This window comes from Novosphingobium sp. FSW06-99 (assembly GCF_001519065.1).
Classification (GTDB): domain Bacteria; phylum Pseudomonadota; class Alphaproteobacteria; order Sphingomonadales; family Sphingomonadaceae; genus Novosphingobium.
Map to the genome: position 1 here is coordinate 60,721 of NZ_KQ954256.1, position 17,880 is coordinate 78,600.

The 17,880-nt window shown below is 64.9% G+C and carries 17 protein-coding genes and 1 other RNA gene; 10 read left to right on the plus strand and 8 right to left on the minus strand.

Annotated elements, in window-relative coordinates:
* Positions 1-86: 86 nt before the first annotated feature.
* A complete protein-coding gene (locus tag AQZ49_RS11075; RefSeq protein WP_067616061.1) occupies positions 87-320 on the plus strand; it encodes a hypothetical protein in 234 nt (77 codons plus the stop codon).
* 71 nt (positions 321-391) lie between these two features.
* Here the strand turns inward: AQZ49_RS11075 and AQZ49_RS11080 are convergent, their stop codons facing one another.
* From AQZ49_RS11080 to mscL, 3 genes are all read right to left on the minus strand, one after another.
* On the minus strand, positions 392-589 hold the full coding sequence (locus tag AQZ49_RS11080; protein WP_067615551.1) for a hypothetical protein: 198 nt from the start codon (positions 587-589) through the stop codon (positions 392-394).
* A gap of 198 nt (positions 590-787) precedes the next feature.
* Positions 788-1,173, minus strand: a transfer-messenger RNA (tmRNA) gene (gene ssrA / locus AQZ49_RS11085).
* 47 nt (positions 1,174-1,220) lie between these two features.
* A complete protein-coding gene (gene mscL / locus AQZ49_RS11090; protein ID WP_067615553.1) occupies positions 1,221-1,664 on the minus strand; it encodes a large conductance mechanosensitive channel protein MscL in 444 nt (147 codons plus the stop codon).
* A gap of 176 nt (positions 1,665-1,840) precedes the next feature.
* Between mscL and AQZ49_RS11095 the strand changes: the two genes are divergently transcribed.
* The 6 genes from AQZ49_RS11095 to AQZ49_RS11120 all read left to right on the plus strand — a co-directional run bounded on the left by AQZ49_RS11095 (position 1,841) and on the right by AQZ49_RS11120 (position 7,330).
* Positions 1,841-2,521, plus strand: coding sequence for a LemA family protein (locus AQZ49_RS11095; protein ID WP_067615555.1), 681 nt, complete (start codon positions 1,841-1,843; stop codon positions 2,519-2,521).
* Positions 2,522-2,547: 26 nt separating this feature from the next.
* Positions 2,548-3,342, plus strand: a complete 795-nt coding sequence (locus tag AQZ49_RS11100; protein WP_067615557.1) for a TPM domain-containing protein — start codon at positions 2,548-2,550, stop codon at positions 3,340-3,342.
* A gap of 13 nt (positions 3,343-3,355) precedes the next feature.
* On the plus strand, positions 3,356-4,039 hold the full coding sequence (locus AQZ49_RS11105; protein WP_067616063.1) for a TPM domain-containing protein: 684 nt from the start codon (positions 3,356-3,358) through the stop codon (positions 4,037-4,039).
* Positions 4,036-4,578: an NUDIX hydrolase gene (locus AQZ49_RS11110; RefSeq protein ID WP_067615559.1), complete on the plus strand. Its 543-nt coding sequence runs from the start codon at positions 4,036-4,038 to the stop codon at positions 4,576-4,578. Before AQZ49_RS11105 ends, AQZ49_RS11110 begins: the two co-directional genes overlap by 4 nt.
* 30 nt (positions 4,579-4,608) lie before the next feature.
* Positions 4,609-5,391: an SDR family oxidoreductase gene (locus tag AQZ49_RS11115; protein WP_067615561.1), complete on the plus strand. Its 783-nt coding sequence runs from the start codon at positions 4,609-4,611 to the stop codon at positions 5,389-5,391.
* A 67-nt stretch (positions 5,392-5,458) separates the two neighbouring features.
* Positions 5,459-7,330, plus strand: a complete 1,872-nt coding sequence (locus AQZ49_RS11120) for an aspartyl protease family protein (protein WP_197411017.1) — start codon at positions 5,459-5,461, stop codon at positions 7,328-7,330.
* Here AQZ49_RS11120 and AQZ49_RS11125 read toward each other — a convergent pair.
* Entirely contained in the window at positions 7,324-8,436 is a 1,113-nt protein-coding gene (locus AQZ49_RS11125) for an S-(hydroxymethyl)glutathione dehydrogenase/class III alcohol dehydrogenase (protein ID WP_067615563.1), read from the minus strand. The genes AQZ49_RS11120 and AQZ49_RS11125 overlap by 7 nt on opposite strands.
* A gap of 218 nt (positions 8,437-8,654) precedes the next feature.
* On the opposite strand from AQZ49_RS11125, the gene AQZ49_RS11130 reads away from it, so the two are divergent.
* Complete coding sequence (locus AQZ49_RS11130; protein ID WP_067615566.1) at positions 8,655-9,056, plus strand: VOC family protein; 402 nt, start codon at positions 8,655-8,657, stop codon at positions 9,054-9,056.
* Between the two features lie 23 nt (positions 9,057-9,079).
* Here the strand turns inward: AQZ49_RS11130 and AQZ49_RS11135 are convergent, their stop codons facing one another.
* Positions 9,080-11,158, minus strand: coding sequence for a PQQ-dependent dehydrogenase, methanol/ethanol family (locus tag AQZ49_RS11135; RefSeq protein ID WP_067615567.1), 2,079 nt, complete (start codon positions 11,156-11,158; stop codon positions 9,080-9,082).
* A 259-nt stretch (positions 11,159-11,417) separates the two neighbouring features.
* On the opposite strand from AQZ49_RS11135, the gene AQZ49_RS11140 reads away from it, so the two are divergent.
* A complete protein-coding gene (locus tag AQZ49_RS11140; RefSeq protein ID WP_067615569.1) occupies positions 11,418-12,317 on the plus strand; it encodes a dienelactone hydrolase family protein in 900 nt (299 codons plus the stop codon).
* Between the two features lie 263 nt (positions 12,318-12,580).
* Here AQZ49_RS11140 and AQZ49_RS11145 read toward each other — a convergent pair whose 3' ends face one another.
* Positions 12,581-13,861 (minus strand): Xaa-Pro dipeptidase, encoded by a 1,281-nt coding sequence (locus tag AQZ49_RS11145; RefSeq protein ID WP_231739198.1) that lies wholly within the window; start codon positions 13,859-13,861, stop codon positions 12,581-12,583.
* The gene (locus AQZ49_RS11150; RefSeq protein ID WP_067615574.1) at positions 13,849-14,562 is read right to left on the minus strand and encodes a hypothetical protein; all 714 of its coding nucleotides are present in this window, start codon (positions 14,560-14,562) and stop codon (positions 13,849-13,851) included. Before AQZ49_RS11150 ends, AQZ49_RS11145 begins: the two co-directional genes overlap by 13 nt.
* A gap of 149 nt (positions 14,563-14,711) precedes the next feature.
* Between AQZ49_RS11150 and AQZ49_RS11155 the strand changes: the two genes are divergently transcribed.
* Entirely contained in the window at positions 14,712-15,800 is a 1,089-nt protein-coding gene (locus AQZ49_RS11155; protein ID WP_067615576.1) for a DUF2332 domain-containing protein, read from the plus strand.
* Positions 15,801-15,839: 39 nt separating this feature from the next.
* Here the strand turns inward: AQZ49_RS11155 and AQZ49_RS11160 are convergent, their stop codons facing one another.
* Positions 15,840-17,876 carry a methyl-accepting chemotaxis protein gene (locus AQZ49_RS11160; protein WP_231739199.1) on the minus strand — a complete coding sequence of 679 codons (2,037 nt, stop codon included), beginning with the start codon at positions 17,874-17,876 and terminating at the stop codon, positions 15,840-15,842.
* Positions 17,877-17,880: the final 4 nt, after the last annotated feature.

Consider the following 17,880-nt stretch of genomic DNA (forward strand, 5'->3'; position numbering starts at 1 on the left):
ATCTGGCAAATCCGCCACTGGCACGATGCTTGCGGATGGCTATGCTGCTATGCTGGATGCGAAACATTAACCGGATGCCCAACCCGATGCGCAAGATTGCCCGCCTGTTCATCATCAAGAACCGGATCGAGGCATTTGCGATCATCTATGCGCTGGCGCTGGGCGGGGCCGAACGCGGCAAGCATTACCTGGACATCTATCCCGGCTTCCCCGGCAAGATGCTGTTCGTCGCCGCCATGGTCGCCGTCTTCATGGCTGGCGCCAAGATCCTCGACGCCCTGACCTACGAACGCAACCGCCCAGGGGCAGAAGTGGACTAGCCATCGCCGACTGGGCCTTGTGTACGGTTCTGGAGGACTCGAGACGGCCGGCTTTCGACACGAGGCAGGACTTAGCTGCTGTTGGCAACCCTTGCCCGCTCAAATTCCCAGTTGAGTGCGGTCATGAAAAGCAGTCCAGCCCAAGCCGGATAACCGGCATTGCCCCCAGACCAGACCAGCCAGACGAAATAGGCGGCAAGACAGACGTTCAGAACGATGCGAAGCAGCCGAGCGGCAGGGTGAAGAAGAAGCCGACGAATGACCAACATCTTTCAGCCCCTCACCTCAGCTTTGAGCATGCGGCAAAACCATCCTGAATGGCAAGCTCTGCAGCGCTTCCCGTCATCGCCGCTGCATCAGACAACGACAAGAATGCTCCCCAAGCAGTGTCCGTACAACGCATGCGCCGCGCCCCGGATCGGCCCGGACCGTTCGCAGCCCGACATTTGCCGGATTCCGGCACAAACGGTGGGGCGTTTCTGTTGCCGGGTACGCCCCCAACCCCTGGTATCCCTTCTGTTGCCCGGTGGGTCCAACCGCGCTTGCGCCTTGTAAAATCTGGCCGTTAGGCCGTCAGATTACGCGGCGAGAGCGAGTGCTTCGTTATCGTTGGCACTTGTGGGTTTTGAGCCTTGAACGGGTTACTCAGCCCGGGCAAAAGCAGCGCTTTTCAATACACGTCGATCCTAGTTCGGCCCCGTCATCTGCCCCGCTCTCGCAAACGAAACAGGTGGTGGAGCCGCCGGGTACCGCCCCCGGGTCCGCTGCATCTATTGCACGCCACACTTTATCACCATAGCCGGTCGAAACCGGCAGGACCGCATATAGGGCCTGCGCGCCAAAAGGAAAGGGGCAGGCCATCGCTGGCCCGCCCCTTCTGCCTGTCCACGCTGAAAGCAATCAGCCCCTGGCTTTGAGCGCGTCGCGGATTTCGGTCAGCAGGTCGACCTCGCTCGGCCCCGGCGGCGGCGCGGGCGGCGCGGCGGCGGGCTTTGGCATAGCTTTCGACATAAAGTGGACCAGCAGGAAGATGACAAAGGCCATCAGCAGGAAATTGATCACCTGGGTGATGAACGCGCCATAGCCGAACATTGCCACGCCCGCCGCCTTCAGCGCGGCATAATCGCCCAGCGATCCCTTGTAGGTCGCCGGGATCGTGCCCAGCACGACGAACTTGTTGGAAAAGTTGATCCCACCGGTAATCAGGCCCAGCACCGGCATGATCATATCCTCGGTCAACGAGGTCACGATCTTGCCAAAGGCCGCGCCGATGATCACACCGACCGCCAGATCCATCACATTGCCCCGCGCAATGAATGCCTTGAATTCGCCAATCAACGCCATGTCCCACCCCAGATATGGTTAAGTTTTGAACCTTGCCACTGGGCTTGCCGCTTCGCAACCGACAAACGCCATACCGGGATCGACCGGGCGTGCTTGAACCGTCATCAAGGCGCGCTATCTATCATGCGTGCACCGCGGCGCGTTTGTCCGCCTGCGTGTCGGGGAAAGTCACTATCATGGCCGCTCGCCTGTTCAATCGTATCGCCCGCTTTGCCATCGTTGTCGCCGCCGCGGCGAGCCTGGCCGGTTGCGGGGTCAATTCGATCCCCACTGCCGAGGAAAACGCCAAGGCAAAATGGGCCGATGTGCAAAGCCAGTATCAGCGCCGGTCGGACCTGATCCCCAACCTGGTCGCGACGGTGAAGGGCTATGCCAAACAGGAACAGGACACCCTGGTCAAAGTGACCGAGGCGCGCGCCGCCGCAACCCAGGTCAAGATCACCGCCGACGATGTGACCGACCCGGCCAAGATCGCGCAATTCCAGGCCGCACAGGGCCAGTTGTCCCAAGGTCTTGGCCGTCTGCTGGCCTCGGTCGAGGCCTATCCGCAGTTAAAATCCGACGAGAATTTCCTGGCGCTGCAAAGCCAGTTGGAAGGCACCGAAAACCGCATCGCGGTGGCGCGGCGCGATTACAACGAGGCAGTGCGGCAATACAACGTGACGATCCGCACGTTCCCCGCCGTGATCGCCGCCAAAGTGATCTACGGCGCGCGGCCGATGGTGCCCTTCACCGCCACGTCGCCCGCCGCCGAAACCGCCCCGACGATCAGCTTTGACGGGGCGGGCAATGGCACGACCGCCAGCCCCGCCAACGACAACGCCGCCGCCAGTCCCGCCAAAAAGACCGGCAATTGATCCTTTTGCCATCAGGCGCGCGAGCCATGCGCCGGATGATCGCAGTGGCGCTGGCCGGGCTGGCAATGTTGGCGGCCACGCTGTCACCCGCATGGGCGGACGCTTTTCCGCAATTGACCGGGCGGGTGGTTGATGATGCCCATGTGCTGCAACCCGCCGAAGTTTCCGCGCTCGATGCCAAGCTGGCCGGGCTCGAAGCGCAGTCGCAGCGGCAGGTGGTGGTCGTGACCGTGCCTACGCTGGGCGGCGCGGACATCGACGATTACAGCAACAAGCTGTTTCGTGCCTGGGGCATTGGCAACAAGCAACGCAACGACGGATTGCTGCTAGTCATTGCCCCCACCGAACACAAAGTGCGGATCGAGGTCGGCTATGGTCTGGAAGGGATCGTTACCGACGCGATTTCGTTCCTGATCATCCGCCACGATCTGACCCCGCGGTTCAAGGCCGGCGACTATGCCGGCGGGATCAACGCCGCGGTCGATGCGCTGATCGCACAATTGCGCCTGCCCGACGATCAGGCCCGCGCCGTTGCCGCCAACGCCAAAGTGCAGATGGCGCGCGAGAGCAAGCCGCAATTCGACGCGGGCTCGGTGGTGTTTGTCATCATCTTCCTGCTGTTCTTTGTCCTGCCGTTCCTGCGCATGCTGGGCGGAGGCGGTCGGCGCTATGGCGGCGGCGTGTGGATCATGCCGATGGGCGGCTTTGGCGGCGGCTGGGGCGGTGGTGGCGGCGGCGGCTCCGATTGGGGCGGCGGCGGTGGCGGATTTTCCGGCGGTGGCGGCAGTTCCGGCGGCGGCGGCGCGTCGGGTGGCTGGTAGGATGGATCGCACGATGACACCTGGGCCTATCCTGTCGCCGGTCGACAATGCCCGCATTGCCGCAGCGGTCGGCGCCGCAGAAGCGCGTGCCAACGCCGAAATCGTAACCGTCGTCTCCCGCGCGTCCGACAGCTATGGCGATGTCGCGCTGGGCTGGTCGGTGGTCGTTGCGGGAATCGCGTTGCTGGCGCTGACCACGGCTGCGCCGTTCTATCTTGGGCTGGTCGACCGACTGCTCGGGCTGTGGGATCACCACTGGACGGCGCGCGAAACGTTCGGGCTGGCGCTGCTGGTCGGATCGGTGAAATTCGCGGCGATGCGCGTGATCCTGCTGTGGCGCCGCCTGCGCCTGCTGCTGACCCCGCGCGCGATCAAGGCGGCCCGCGTGCGCGCCCGTGCGCTCACCGCGTTCCGGCTGAGCGCGCAAGGCCGCACCCAGGGCGCGACGGGCGTGCTGATCTATCTGTCGATGGCCGAACGCCGCGCCGAAATCATCGCCGACGCCACGATCGCCGCCAAAGTCACCCCCGAGGTGTGGGGCGATGCGATGCATGCGATGCTCGACCATTTTCGCGACACGCGCATGGCCGATGGCCTGATCGCGGGGGTCGAGGCGGTCGGCAAAGTGCTGGCCGCGCATGTTCCGCGCGATGACAAGCCCGCCAACGAACTGCCCGATGGACCGATCGAACTATGACGCTTGAAGACGAATACGCCCTGCCCGAAGACGTGCGCTGGCAGGGCCGCTTTTTACAGATGAAGACGCGCGGACGCTGGGAATATGTCAGCCGCACGCGCAATATCCGCGCGGCGGTGATCCTGGCGATCGACGACGGCCATGTCATCCTGGTCGAACAGTTCCGCATTCCGCTGGGCCGCCGCACGATCGAACTGCCCGCCGGGCTGGTCGGCGACGATGATGGCGGCGAAGGCGAAGACACCGGCGTTGCCGCCGCGCGCGAACTGGAGGAAGAAGCCGGCTATCGCGCCGGACGCATGGACGTGATCGGCGAATTCTTTTCCTCGCCCGGCATGGTGACCGAGGCCTTCACGCTGTTTCGCGCCACCGATCTGCAAAAAGTGAGCGCGGGCGGCGGCGTCGAAGGCGAGCAGATCACCGTCCACCGCGTGCCAATCGATGCCATCGACGCCTTCCTCGCCGCCCGCCGCGCCGATGGATTCGGTATCGATACAAGACTTCTGTTGTTTCTTGGCGCTCGCCTGTTAAGCGTTTAATCAAACGACTAAAACAGGTGGAGCAGGATCATGGCAGGCAGGGTTGCGGGTAAAAAGGCGCTGATCACCGGCGCGGCACAAGGGCTGGGCGAAGCGCATGCCCGCACGCTGGCGCGCGAAGGTGCGCGCGTGCTGCTGACGGATATCAACCACGCCAAGGCTGCCGCCGTGGCCGACAGCATCAATGCCGAACGGGGCGCGGGCACTGCCTTTGCGATCGCCCACGATGTCACCAGCCCCGAAGACTGGGACCGCGCGATTGCCTTTGCCGCCGAACATCTGGGCGGGCTGTCGGTGCTGGTCAACAACGCGGGCGTGGGCGTGCGCGGCAATATCGAAAGCTGCACGCTGGAGGATTGGCGGCGCGGTTTTGCCATCAACGTAGACAGCGTGTTCCTCGGTTGCCAGAAAGCCCTGCCGCTGCTGCGCGACAACCAGCCCGGATCGATCATCAATATCAGCTCGATCGCCGGGCTGATCGCGTCGGACACCATGCCGGGATACAACGCCAGCAAGGCGGCGGTGTGGATGCTGTCGAAATCGGTCGCGCTCTATTGCGCCAAGCGCGGCTGGAACATCCGCAGCAATTCGATCCACCCGACCTTTGTCGACACCCCCATCCTCGACGGCATCGGCGCCAACGCCGGGCTGACCAAGGATGTGGTAATGGGCAAACTCGCGCGCCAGATCCCGCTGGGCCGCGTCGGCGTACCGCAGGAAATCGCCAATGGCGTGCTCTATCTGGCCAGCGATGAGTCAAGCTTCATGACCGGCGCGGAACTGAAACTGGATGGCGGCATTTCCGCGATGTAGCGGCAACAATTGGTGCCACTATGGCGCGATACAAATCTTGCCCCCTGCAAATTTAACGGGCAGCTTCATGAACATGATGATCCCGTTTCGCGTTGTCGCACCTGCCGCCCTGATGCTTTCCACGGCTCTTCCGCAGCTTGCGCAGGCCGACGATGCTTCAAAGTGCAAGATCGCCGTCTACGCGCATTTGCCGGTCGAAATGGAAGGCTCACGCGCGAGCATTGCAGTAAAGATCAACGGCAAGGATACGCGACTTTGGCTCGACAGCGGGGCCTTTTTCAACGTCCTGCCCAAATCGAGAGTGGTCGAACTGGGTCTGCCGATCGAGCCCGCACCAGCGGGCCTGATCGTCAATGGCATCGGGGGCAGCTTCGTTCCCGAAGTGACGCATGCCCACGATTTCAGCATGGGCAGTGTAAACATGCACAACATGCACAACATGCAGTTCATCGTCGGCGGCAGCGACATGGGCAACGGCTTTCTCGGCGCCAACCTGCTCGGAATTGTCGATACCGACTTCGATCTGGCCAAAGGCACGATCAACCTGTTCAAGGACAGCGGTTGCAGCCATGTCAGCCTGGCATATTGGTCTGCGGGCATGGCAGTGGGCGAGTTGCGTCTGCGCGCGGGCGAGCGGCCCAACGATTATCACCTCTATTCCGAAATCGCCATCAACGGCCATCCCGTGCGGGTCATGCTGGATACCGGCGCACCCACCTCGTTGCTAAGCCGCCGTGCTGCCGAAAGTGCGGGCATCGACCTGCACGACCCCAAAGTCGTGGCTTCGGTCAAAATGAGCGGCGTGGGCAGTCAGGCGCGGCAAAGCTGGATCGCGCGCACCAAGACGATCTCGCTCGGCGGAGAAGAGATCGCCAACAGTCCGATCCGGGTGATCGACAGCCGCGACGACTGGTCGACCTATGACATGCTGCTGGGGATGGATTTCTTTTTGTCGCACCACGTGCTGGTGTCGCAAACACAGCGCAAGATCTACATCACCTATAACGGCGGCCCGATTTTTTCCGCCAGCACCGAGCACGAGATTGGCAAACTGGAAACCCGCGCCGACGGCATGGGCGAAGCCAAGGCCGAGCCCGAGCCAAAGACCGCCGACCAGTTCGCCGGTCGCGGATCGGCCCGCCTGTCACGCGGCGACTTGCCGGGCGCGATCGCCGACCTGACAGAGGCGATCAATCTGGCGCCGACGCGGACCGACTTGCTTGGCGAGCGCGCTACTGCGTGGTTCCGCAGCGGGAAAGCCGATCTTGGCATCAAGGACATTGATGCGGCCCTGGTGATTGCGCCCAACGACCACCGCTTTTTGACGCGCCGCGCCCAGTTCCTGCTGGGCAAGGGCGACAAGGCAGGGGCTCTTTCCAGTACCGAGGCGGCGGCGGCTGCGACACCCAATGGATCGCTCGACATCATGCCGGTGGTCATCCTCTACGAACGGCTCGGCAAGGCCGATCGCGCGCTGGCGCTGCTCGATCCGGTGATCGATCTCCATCGCGAAGATTCGCGCTATGCGCTGTTGCTCAACGCGCGTAGCTGGAACCGGGCGCTGGCCAATGCCGATCTGGACCGCGCGCTGCGCGATATCGATACCGCCCTTCGCAAGGCCGACGGCCCGGCTGCAATGCTCGATACCCGCGCGCTCGTGCAATTGCGGCGCAAGGACTATGCGGCGGCGATTGCCGACGCGAGTGCGGCATTGGGCAAGGCGCCCAAGATGGCGGGATCGCTGTTTGTGCGCGGACTGGCGCGTCTGGCCAGCGGCGATACGCCCGGCGGCGAGGCCGATATTGCCGCTGCCCGCGCGCTGTCGCCCAAAGTCGGCCAGATCTATGCCGACTATGGCCTGATCGCGCCAAAGGTCGAAACCCCCGCCCCCGCCCGGCCATCGCAGCCGGACCCGGGCGGGGACGACGACGATCAGTAGACGATCACGCTGCGGATCGACTTGCCTGCGTGCATCAGGTCGAACGCGGTGTTGATCTCTTCCAGACCCATTACGTGGGTGATCATCGGGTCGATCTGGATCTTGCCGGTCATGTACATGTCGACGATCTTGGGCACATCGGTGCGGCCCTTGGCGCCGCCGAACGCGGTGCCGCGCCAGTTGCGCCCGGTCACCAACTGGAACGGGCGGGTGCTGATTTCGCGGCCCGCTTCGGCCACGCCGATGATGATGCTGGTGCCCCAGCCGCGATGGCAGGCTTCGAGCGCGGTGCGCATCACTTCGGTGTTGCCGGTGGCGTCAAACGTGTAATCGGCGCCGCCATCGGTCAGTTCGACCACTTTGGCCACGGTTTCCTCGCGGCTCAGTCCCTTGGAATTGAGGAAGTCGGTCATACCGAACTTGCGGCCCCATTCTTCACGGTCGGGGTTGAGATCGACCCCGATGATCTTGCCGGCCCCGGCCAGACGCGCGCCCTGGATCACGTTGAGCCCGATCCCGCCCAGACCGAACACCACGACATTGTCGCCCACTTGCACTTTGGCGGTGTTGACCACCGCGCCAACGCCCGTGGTCACGCCGCAGCCGATGTAGCAACTCGTCTGGAACGGTGCGTCTTCGCGGATCTTCGCCACCGCGATTTCGGGCAGCACGGTAAAGTTCGAAAAGGTCGAGCAGCCCATGTAGTGAAAGATCGGCTGACCCTTGTAGGAAAAGCGCGTGGTTCCATCGGGCATCAGGCCCTTGCCCTGGGTCGCGCGGATCGCGGTGCACAAGTTGGTCTTGCCCGACAGGCACGATTTGCACTGGCGGCATTCGGGGGTGTAAAGCGGGATCACGTGATCGCCAGGCTTGACCGAGGTCACCCCGGGGCCAACCTCGCGCACGATGCCGGCGCCTTCGTGGCCCAGAACGCTGGGGAAGATGCCTTCGCTGTCCAGCCCGTCGAGGGTATAGGCATCGGTGTGGCACACGCCGGTCGCCATGATTTCGACCAGCACTTCACCGGCGCGGGGGCCTTCAAGATCGATTTCGACAATTTCCAGCGGCTTTTTGGCCTCGAATGCGACAGCGGCGCGGGTCTTCATAACGCGATCCTTCCCCTCGGCGTGATGCAAAAAAGTGGGCACCGGTTTTTGCAAAAATCACGCGGCAACAAACAGGCCCGGCGCGTGATTGCGCCGGGGTGGTAAAATACTGGGGCCGGTGCATAGTGCGGAGCATGCGGGGTGGCAATCGGTGGCGCCCCGACTTGCCAAAATGTGATGGCCGCTTGCGGGCTGGCTTATGAACGAGGATCTTTGCAATGCGTGTCAACCGGCTGGACCACGTCAACATCATCACCGACCGGCTGGATGAAACCGCGCAGTTCTATGCGACGCTGCTCGGGCTGGAACGCCGCAACGCCCCGCCACCGCTGACCCCCGACAACGCGCAGTGGATGCACGACGAAAACGGCCAGGCAATCCTGCACATCAATTCGGTCGATTGCCCGCGCACGTATGACCGCGCGGTCGCACCGGGGGCCGAAACCGGCGCGATCCACCATGTCGCGCTGGCCTGCACCGGCCATGCCGAGCTGATGGCACGCATCGCCGCGATGGGCCTGACGTGTCAGACCAACCACGTTGCCGCGATCGGCCTGACCCAGGTGTTCACCACCGATCCCAACAACGTCCTGCTGGAACTCAATTTCTTCGGCAACTGAATCCTCCCCATGCCGGGGAGGATTCAGTTCGATGCCAGCGCCTTGTCCTCGTTGGCGCGGTGGACCAGATAAGTGCGGATTGCTTCGGCATCGGGCGCGGTCAGCGCCGATTTGAAGCTGACCATGCCTTCGGAATGCAAGGCACCACCCAGCACGACCATGCGCAAGGCCTGTGCATTGGCGATCACGCCCGAATGGCGCAGATCCGGGTTGAGATCGCCCGACACCGCCGCATCGCCGTGGCACACGCTGCAATAGCGCGCATAGAGCCCGGCCCCTTTGGCGATCTGCGCCGGGGTGCCGAATGGCAGCGGCGGATCGAGCACCATTTTCGCTGGCTCGGGCGCGGCCGGCAACTGGCCATTGGCGCCCAGCTTGAACACCAGCAGACGGCTGATGTTGTGCGCGGCACCGCCCATGGTGGCCAGCACGCCAGAGGCGACATCCCACACCCCGCCCCAGCCGACGAGCACCGCGACATATTGCTGGCCGTTGATCGCATACGTCATCGGCGCCGCGATCACCCCGGTCTGGGTGGGAAACGACCACAGCTTTTCGCCCTTGTCGGCGCTATAGGCAACGAAACTGCCCCCGGCGGTGCCCTGGAACACCAGATTGCCCGCAGTCGACAGCACCCCGCCATTCCACGGGCTGGGCAGATCGGCCCGCCACGCCTGCCGCTGATGCGCGACATCCCAGGCCACCAGCGCCCCGGTCGACTGCGCCTTGGCGCCTTCGCGGATTTGCGTGTTGGCGGGCATCGCCGTGGCCGCACCATCGAGCCCGGTCTGGAACCCGATCGCCGACGGCTGCCAGTCCTTGGCCGCCATATAGGGAAAGGCGGCAATGTTGGCGGGGATATAGAGGTAACCCGTCGCCGGGCTGTAACTTTGCGGTTGCCAACTGTGCCCGCCAACCGCGCCCGGCACGCTGATCCACGGCTTGCCAGTCTTTTCATAGCGCGCGTCGGGGTTGAGCATGGGCCGACCGGTGACTGGATCGATACCGGACGTCCAGTTGACCGGCACGAAGGCCTTGGCCGACAGGAACTTGCCGGTCTTTACATCGAGCACATAGACATGGCCGTTCTTGGGCGCGTGGATCGCGACGTGGTGCACCGCGCCGTCGATCGTGACATCGGCCACGGTGATCTGCGCGTCGGAATCGAAATCCCAGCGGTCTTCGGGGGTTTCCTGGAAATGCCAGGCATAGGCGCCGGTATCGGCATTCACCGCGACGACCGACGAGGTGTAGAGATTGTCGCCCTTGCGCCCCATTGGCGCGGGGTTCCACGGTTCGGCATTGCCCGTGCCGAACAGCACGAGATTGGTTTTGGGATCATAGGTGATCGAATCCCACACCGTACCGCCGCCGCCGACGGTCCACCAATTGCCCGCCCAGGTTTTCGCCGCCCGCGCCATGGCCTTGTTTTCAAAACCCTTCTTCGGGTCACCCGGCACAGTGTTGAATTTCCACGCCAGCTTTCCGGTCTGCGCGTCAAAGGCGGCGAGATAGCCGCGCGCGCGGTATTCCGACCCGCCCTCACCGATCACCACGCGCCCTTTGACCACGCGCGGCGCCCCGGTGATGGTATAATCGTGGCTGTTGGGCACGGCGACGATCGACCACACAACTTTGCCCGTGGCCGCGTTCAACGCCACCAGCCGCCCGTCGAGCGTACCGACATAGACTTTGTTGTCATAGAGCGCGACGCCGCGATTTACCGCATCGCAACAGGCGCGCACCAGCGTTTCGCGTGGCACTTGCGGATCATAGGCCCACAGCAGCTTGCCATTGGTGGCATCATAGGCGCGCACTTTCGACCAGGCGGTCGACACATACATCACCCCGTTGTGCACCAGCGGCGTGGCCTCCTGCCCGCGCGCGGTGTCGAGATCGGACGACCACGCCAGCCCGAGCCCGGCGACATTGCCCGCATTGACCGTGTCCAGCGGCGAAAACCGCTGTTCGCCATAATCGCGCCCATAGCTGAGCCATTCGTCCGCCGGACTGGCGGCAATGTCCGCCCCGGTCACCCCGGCCAGTGCGGCGCTGCCCGCCAGTTGCCCAGTGATCAGCGCCAGCGCGGTGGCCACCGCCATGCCGCTGCCAAATCGTTTACGCGAAAGCTTCGCCGCCATGGTTTTCGACACCTCTCCTTGCGCCGGAGTGATTCCCTCGGTCGCATTGTCTCGATCGTTATCTTTATAGCAATCCGATCGCGCCGGATACAATTGTTAAGTGCTTGGTTAAACGGCCGCGCCCTCATGGGCAAGAGGCGGTTGCGGCACACCATCGATTGCAACCGCGCGCGGGCAGGCTATCGTGCCTGCCACCCCCCGAAATCCGGAGCCTGACGCCATGTGCGATGATCTGACCGAAGACGACAATGCCCGCTTTCTTAGCCGCCTGCCCACGCTCGATCGCCGCCGCTTTGCCGCGCTGGGCGCAGGCGCGGTGACTTTGGCCAGCGTGCCGGGATGCATTGCCAAAGTGGCCGACCAGACGCCGGGCATGCCGGTGACGGGCCGCGCAGTGGCGATCCCCACGCCCGATGGCGTGACCGATGGCTGGTTTGTCGCGCCGACCAGCGGCAAGCACCCGGCGGTGATCGTGTGGCCCGACATCGCGGGCCTGCGCGAAGCCTACAAGACAATGGCGACACGGCTGGCCGGGGCGGGTTACGCCGTGCTGGTGGTCAACCACTATTATCGCGGGGCCAAGGCGCCGGTGCTCGATTCGCTGGTTGCCTGGCGCACCCCCGAGGGCCAGGCCAAGCTCAAGCCGCTGATCGCTGAAATCACCGCTGCGGGCACCATCCGCGATGCCAGGGCCTATGTCGCCTGGCTCGACCGGCAGGCCGAAGTCGACACCGCGCGCCGCATCGGCACGAGCGGCTATTGCATGACCGGCGGCTATACCGTGCGCACCGCCGCCGCCGTGCCCGACCGGATCGGCGCAGGTGCCTCGTTCCACGGTGCCGGACTGGTCGATCCCGCCGCCGGGGCCGACAGCCCGGACAAATTGCTGGCCAGCACGCGCGCCGCCTATCTGTTTGCCATCGCGCAGAACGACGATGCGCGCGCGCCCGATGACAAAGTCGTGCTGAAGGCCGCCGCAGCCGCAGCCGGGCGCCCTGCCGAAATCGAAGTCTATCCCGCGCAACACGGCTGGTGCACGATCGATGCGCCGATCTATGACGAAGTGCAGGCCGAACGCGCCTGGGCCCGCCAACTGGCGCTGTTCAAGGCCAATCTGTAAAGCCCGGCCCCAAACTTTTGTGAACGAGAAGAACCCCGTTCATCCTGAGCCCGTCGAAGGATGCGCGCCGACGTCCGCCCTCCGGGTATCCGCCGCGCGCACCCTTCGACAGGCTCAGGGTGAGCGGATCTTGCTGATATTATTGACTTAAATTAAAAAAGATGCACTTGTGTGAATCCCGCAGGGTCATCCTGTCGAAGGATGAGTGCGAACGAACGAGGACGAGCGGACAGAGGACAACTGCTCCATCATGGAGCACGGGTTCATTTCGCCACGGCCCCGCCCTTCATCACATGCGCAACGTGTTCCAGCACGGTGACATCGCGGGTGGGATCGCCCGCCACCGCGATCATGTCGGCATAGTGGCCGGGCGACAGCGCGCCGACATCGTTGCTCCATCCCAGCATCCGGGCCGACACGATGGTCGCGGCCTGGATCGCCTGCATCGGGGTCATCCCCCATTGCACCATATATTTGAACTGGCGCGCGTTCAGCCCGTGGGGATAGACCCCGGCATCGGTACCGAACGCCAGCTTCACCCCGGCCTTGACCGCCTTGCGAAAGGCTTCGCGCTGGGCCAGCGTGGTCTCGGTGTTCTTGCGCATGTAATCGTCGGGATAGTGGTCGCGGCGGCCCACTTCGTCGGTCCAGTCGCCGTTGTAGATATCCATGTCGAGATAGACGCCGCGCGCCTTGGCCAGCGCGATGCCTTCATCGTCGATCAGGCTGGCGTGTTCGATCCCGCGTACCCCGGCGCGGATGGCCGCCTTGATGCCCGCCGCGCCATGGGCATGCGCGGTCACCCATGATCCGCGCGCATCGGCCACCTCTACGGCGGCGTGCATTTCCGCTTCGGTCAGTTCCTGCTGTCCGGCGACCGTGCCGATGGCAAACACCGCGCCGGTGGCGATCAGCTTGATCGAATCCGCGCCGTGCTGGAACAGGTAATTGACCTTTTGCGTCACCTCGTCGGGGCTGGTGACGACGCCCACGCGCATGTCGTCGGGCACATGCACATCGGGCGCCATGCCGGTCACTTCGCCGCCACCGCCAGGCGCGGTAATATAGGCACCGACCGCCGCCATACGCGGGCCGATCACATCGCCGCGGTTGATCGCGTTGCGCAATTCGACATCGGCAAAGGCGCGATAGCAGCCGACATCATGGACCGAGGTAAACCCCGCCTCCAGCGTGGTGCGCGCATTGCGCGCGCCCATATAGGCGACTTCCATCGCCGAATGGAGCAGCGGCTCGACCGGATTGCTGCCTTCGTCGACATCGGCCAGATGGACATGCATGTCGATCAGGCCGGGCAGTACGGTATAGCCCGACCAATCGATCACGTGTGCACCCGGTGGCAGCGCGCCATCGGGCAGGATCGCCGCGACCCGGCCATTTTCGACGCGCAGCAGCCGCGCACCCTCGACCGTGCCCGCTTCGGGATCGACCAGATGCCCGGCGCGCACATAGACCGTTTCGGCATGCGCGGTCGCGCCCATGCCCGCCACCGCGCACACCAGTGCCGTTGCCATCACAATCCGCATAGCGACTTCATTTCCCCGTTCTCGATCTTCACGCCCAGCGGGCAATGCACCCGCACCACCGCACCGAGTTGCACTTCTTCGTCATGCGCATCCTCTTCGGTATCGCCGGGGCGATCAAAACAGCCGCGCGGCTGATGCAGGCCATAATGCATCGCCACATCGGCGAACTGTTCGACCCGGGCAATGATGCGGTAATGCGCTGAAAAGGCACGCCAATGTCCGGGCAAGAGCGGTTCCGGCTGCCGGCCGGAAGCGTCGGCATGAACCACGTGCCAGCGTCCGTCGTTGGCATGGTCGCTGAACGTGGCCGGGGCGGGCCGCAACGCCACCACGTCGCCATCCGGCGCCGCATCGCCCAAAGCCAGACGCTGGCCACTGAAGACGATCGTGAAGGGTCGCCCCGTGCCATTGCGCAAGACAACATCATAAACCAGATCAAAAGTGTGGCGCCCATCGGGCAACCGCCCCAGATCGCGCGCATAGAGCGCAGCCGAGGGATTGTCCCCCGGCACGCCCGGCGGCGGCGGTGGCGGATGGTCGGGGCGCCCAAACACCAGGTGCAGCGCCAGCGCGCCGAGCGCGAGCGCGCCCAGCACGACCAGCCAGCCGAGCGAATCGGTCACGCGATCGATCGCCCCCGGCGTTTCGACCAGAAACCGGCGCAAGGCCATGCGGCGCGCCTTCTTGTCCTTGTTGCTCACATGCGCCCCCGACTCCCGAAACGCACGTTTCGGCGCAGGCACTTAGACCGCATGCGCCAGCCCCGCACAATCCCTTAGGGCGCCTTCACGCGCATTAAGCCCTGATTGACCCATGCCTGTTGCACCTCGCGCGAAAGATCAGGCCAGTCGTGTTTCACAGCAAATTCACCCCCGCAGCGCTACTGGCCAACGGGTTGGACGATCCCGATGCGCTGGCCGCCGCGCGTGCCGATCTGATGCGCCAGGCGCTGGCCGCCTGCGCACTGGGTTCGCCGTTCGTGCGCGACGTGCTGACGGCGGCCGCGCGCCAATTGCCGCGCGCGCCGCTGCTGGCGCTGCACCTGGCGACCTGGCCGGGCGACCGCGCGGCGGCGGCGCTGGCGCTGCGTGTCAATGGCGCGCTGCATGCGCTGGCACGCAGCGGGGCGATCGCATCGCTGTCGGCGGTCTATGCCGCACGCGCGGGGGATATCGAGCGCGCCGTCGCCGATGCCTTCGAGCGGGCCGATGCCGCGCTGGCCGATGCGGTGATGCACCCCACCCAGACCAACGAGGTGGCCCGCTGCGGCGCGATCGTGGCGGGGTTGATGACCGCCGCGGTTCGCTTCGACCAACCGGTCGAACTGCTCGAACTCGGCACCAGCGCGGGGCTCAACCTCAATCTGGCGCACTATGCCTATTGCCTGGGTGGCACGGCCGCCGGCGATCCCGCCTCAACCGTGCGGATTGCCCCGCGCTGGCTCGGGCCTGCGCCGCGCCGCCATCCGCTCCGGCTGGCAAGCGCGAGCGGAGTCGATCAGGCCCCGCTCGATGTGGCCGATCCGCAGGCGTGCGAACGCCTGTTTGCATTTGTCTGGGCCGACCGCGTTGACCGCATGGCACAATTGCAGGCAGCGATCCGGCTGGCCCGTCTCCATCCACCGCACGTCGACCGGGGCGATGCCGCCGAATGGCTGGAGACGCGGCTGGCCAGCCCGCAGGCCGCCGGAGTGACCCGCGCGGTGGTACATTCGATGCTGCGCCAATATTGCGACATTGCCACCCGCGCCCGCATCGCGCGCGCGCTGGCCCAGGCGGGCGCGCGCGCCGATGCTTCACGGCCACTGGTGCACGTGTCGTACGAGTGGGATGAAGGACGGCGCAAAGTCGAACTGGTGTTGACCACCTGGCCCCACGGCGAAACCCGCCTGCTGGCGCATCCCGATCCCTATGGGGACCACGTCCACTGGTTCGGGTGAACGCCTGCCGCCCGCGCGGTGGACGACAGGCCCGCGTCCTCAGAATTCAGACCAGTCGTCCCCCGCCAGCGCGGTATTGCCAACCACGCGAGGGGCGGACACGGCGCGCGGCGCACGCGGCGCACGCGGCGCCTGCCGCACCGGGGCCGGCACGCGCCGGCCGGATGCACTGCCCTCGACGCTGAACGCGGCCACCGCATTACCCAGCTTGCGCGCCTCGTCGGCCATCAGGTTGGTGGCGGCGGTGGTTTCCTCGACCATCGCGGCGTTCTGCTGGGTGGCCTTGTCCATGTCGATGATCAGGCGGTTGACCGCCTCCATCGCGCGCGATTGCGACGCGGCGGTTTCGGCAATGGTCTCGATCGCGCCGCTGACATGACCAACGCGTTCGATGATCCGTTCGAGCGAATGCCCGGTTTCATCGACCAGTGCCACGCCCTGACCGACATGCGTGGCGGCAGAGCCAATGCGCACCTTGATATCGCGGGCCGCATCGGTGGCGCGTTGCGCCAGCGCACGCACTTCCATGGCGACCACGGCAAACCCCTTGCCCGCCTCGCCCGCGCGCGCCGCCTCGACCCCGGCGTTGAGCGCCAGCAGGTTGGTCTGGAACGCGATGCCATCGATCAGCGTGGTGATATCGGCAATTTCGCGGCTGGCCTGATCGATCCCGTTCATCGCGTCGATCGCGCGACGCACGACATCGCCGCCCGCTTCGGCTTCGCTGCGGGCCTCGATCATGGCGCTGTTGGCGCGGGTGACTTGCGCGCTGCCTTCGCGCATCAGCCCGGTGATTTCCTCGATCGACCGGGTCGAATTGGCCAGACCCAGCGCCTGTTGTTCGCTGCGCTGCGACAATTCGGTCACCGCGTCGCGGATTTCGCCCGAGGTGCTGGCGATCGAGCCCACGCCATCGCGCACCACCAGCATGGCCGCGCTCAGCTTGTCCATCGCGGCGTTGAAATCGACGCCCAGCCCGGCAAATTCCGACGGCAGCCCGCCCAGCCGGTGGCGCAGATCGGCCGACGACAAGTGGTGCAGCGATTCCCCGATCGCCTTGACCGCGGTCTGGATATCACGATCGGCGGCGACTTTGGCCCGCGCGGCGTCGCGAAACACCCCGACCGCGCGCGCCATGTCGCCCAGTTCGTCGTCGCGATCGGCATCTGGCACATGCGCATCGTGATTGCCCGAGGCAAGCTGCGACATCACCCCGGTCAGCGCCACGATCGGACGGGCAATACCCTGGCCCAGCTTGCGCGACAGCACCAGCGCCAGCGCGATCATCGCGATCCCGCCCAACACCAGCGTGATCAGCGCGGTGGTGATCGCGCTGTGCTGGCGCGCCGTGTTGTCGGCAATCAGCTTGTCTTCGGCATCGCGCAGCGCACGCAGCGCCAGCACCGGCTTGCTGATCAGCACCGCCTTGCCCGCCTCGCGCACTTCGGTTTCGGCGCGTTCGCGGCCGCCCGATTTGACCACATCGATCAACCGGTCGCCCCAGTCGCGCCGCCACGCCAGCGTGTCTTCGCGCGCGCTGCGGATCTGTGCGATCTTGTCGGGATCGGTCAATTGCGCCTCGAGCGCGGCCGACGTGTGATCGAAATCGTCGCGCGCCTCGAAATAGGATTTGAGATAGGTGTCATCGCCGGTCACCAGAAATCCGCGCATCTGGCTGTTCTGGCGCAGCAGCGCGGATTCGAGTGTCAGCGCTTCGGCATGGATCTGCTGGCTGAGATCGTTGCGCTCGATCGCCGATCGGATCATCAGGATATTGGCCAGGAACACGGCCATCATCACCGCCGCAGACGCGATCACCAGGACGAAGGACAGGCCGAGCTTGCGCTGGATATTGAGCGAATTGAGCATGCGATATGTCTCCCCCGGGACACCGGGACGCTTGAAAATGCCGCTGCCGATGCGCCCGCAAACGCCCGGCATTCCGGTGCTCCGCGATAACGGCCAGGGATTAACCACGAGCCGCGCCGCGATCAGGTGATGCCACGGGCGCGCCGTTAACCGCTTGATCGCGCACCTGAGCACGGTGCGCACCGCGCCATCCGCAAACATCCCCATGCCC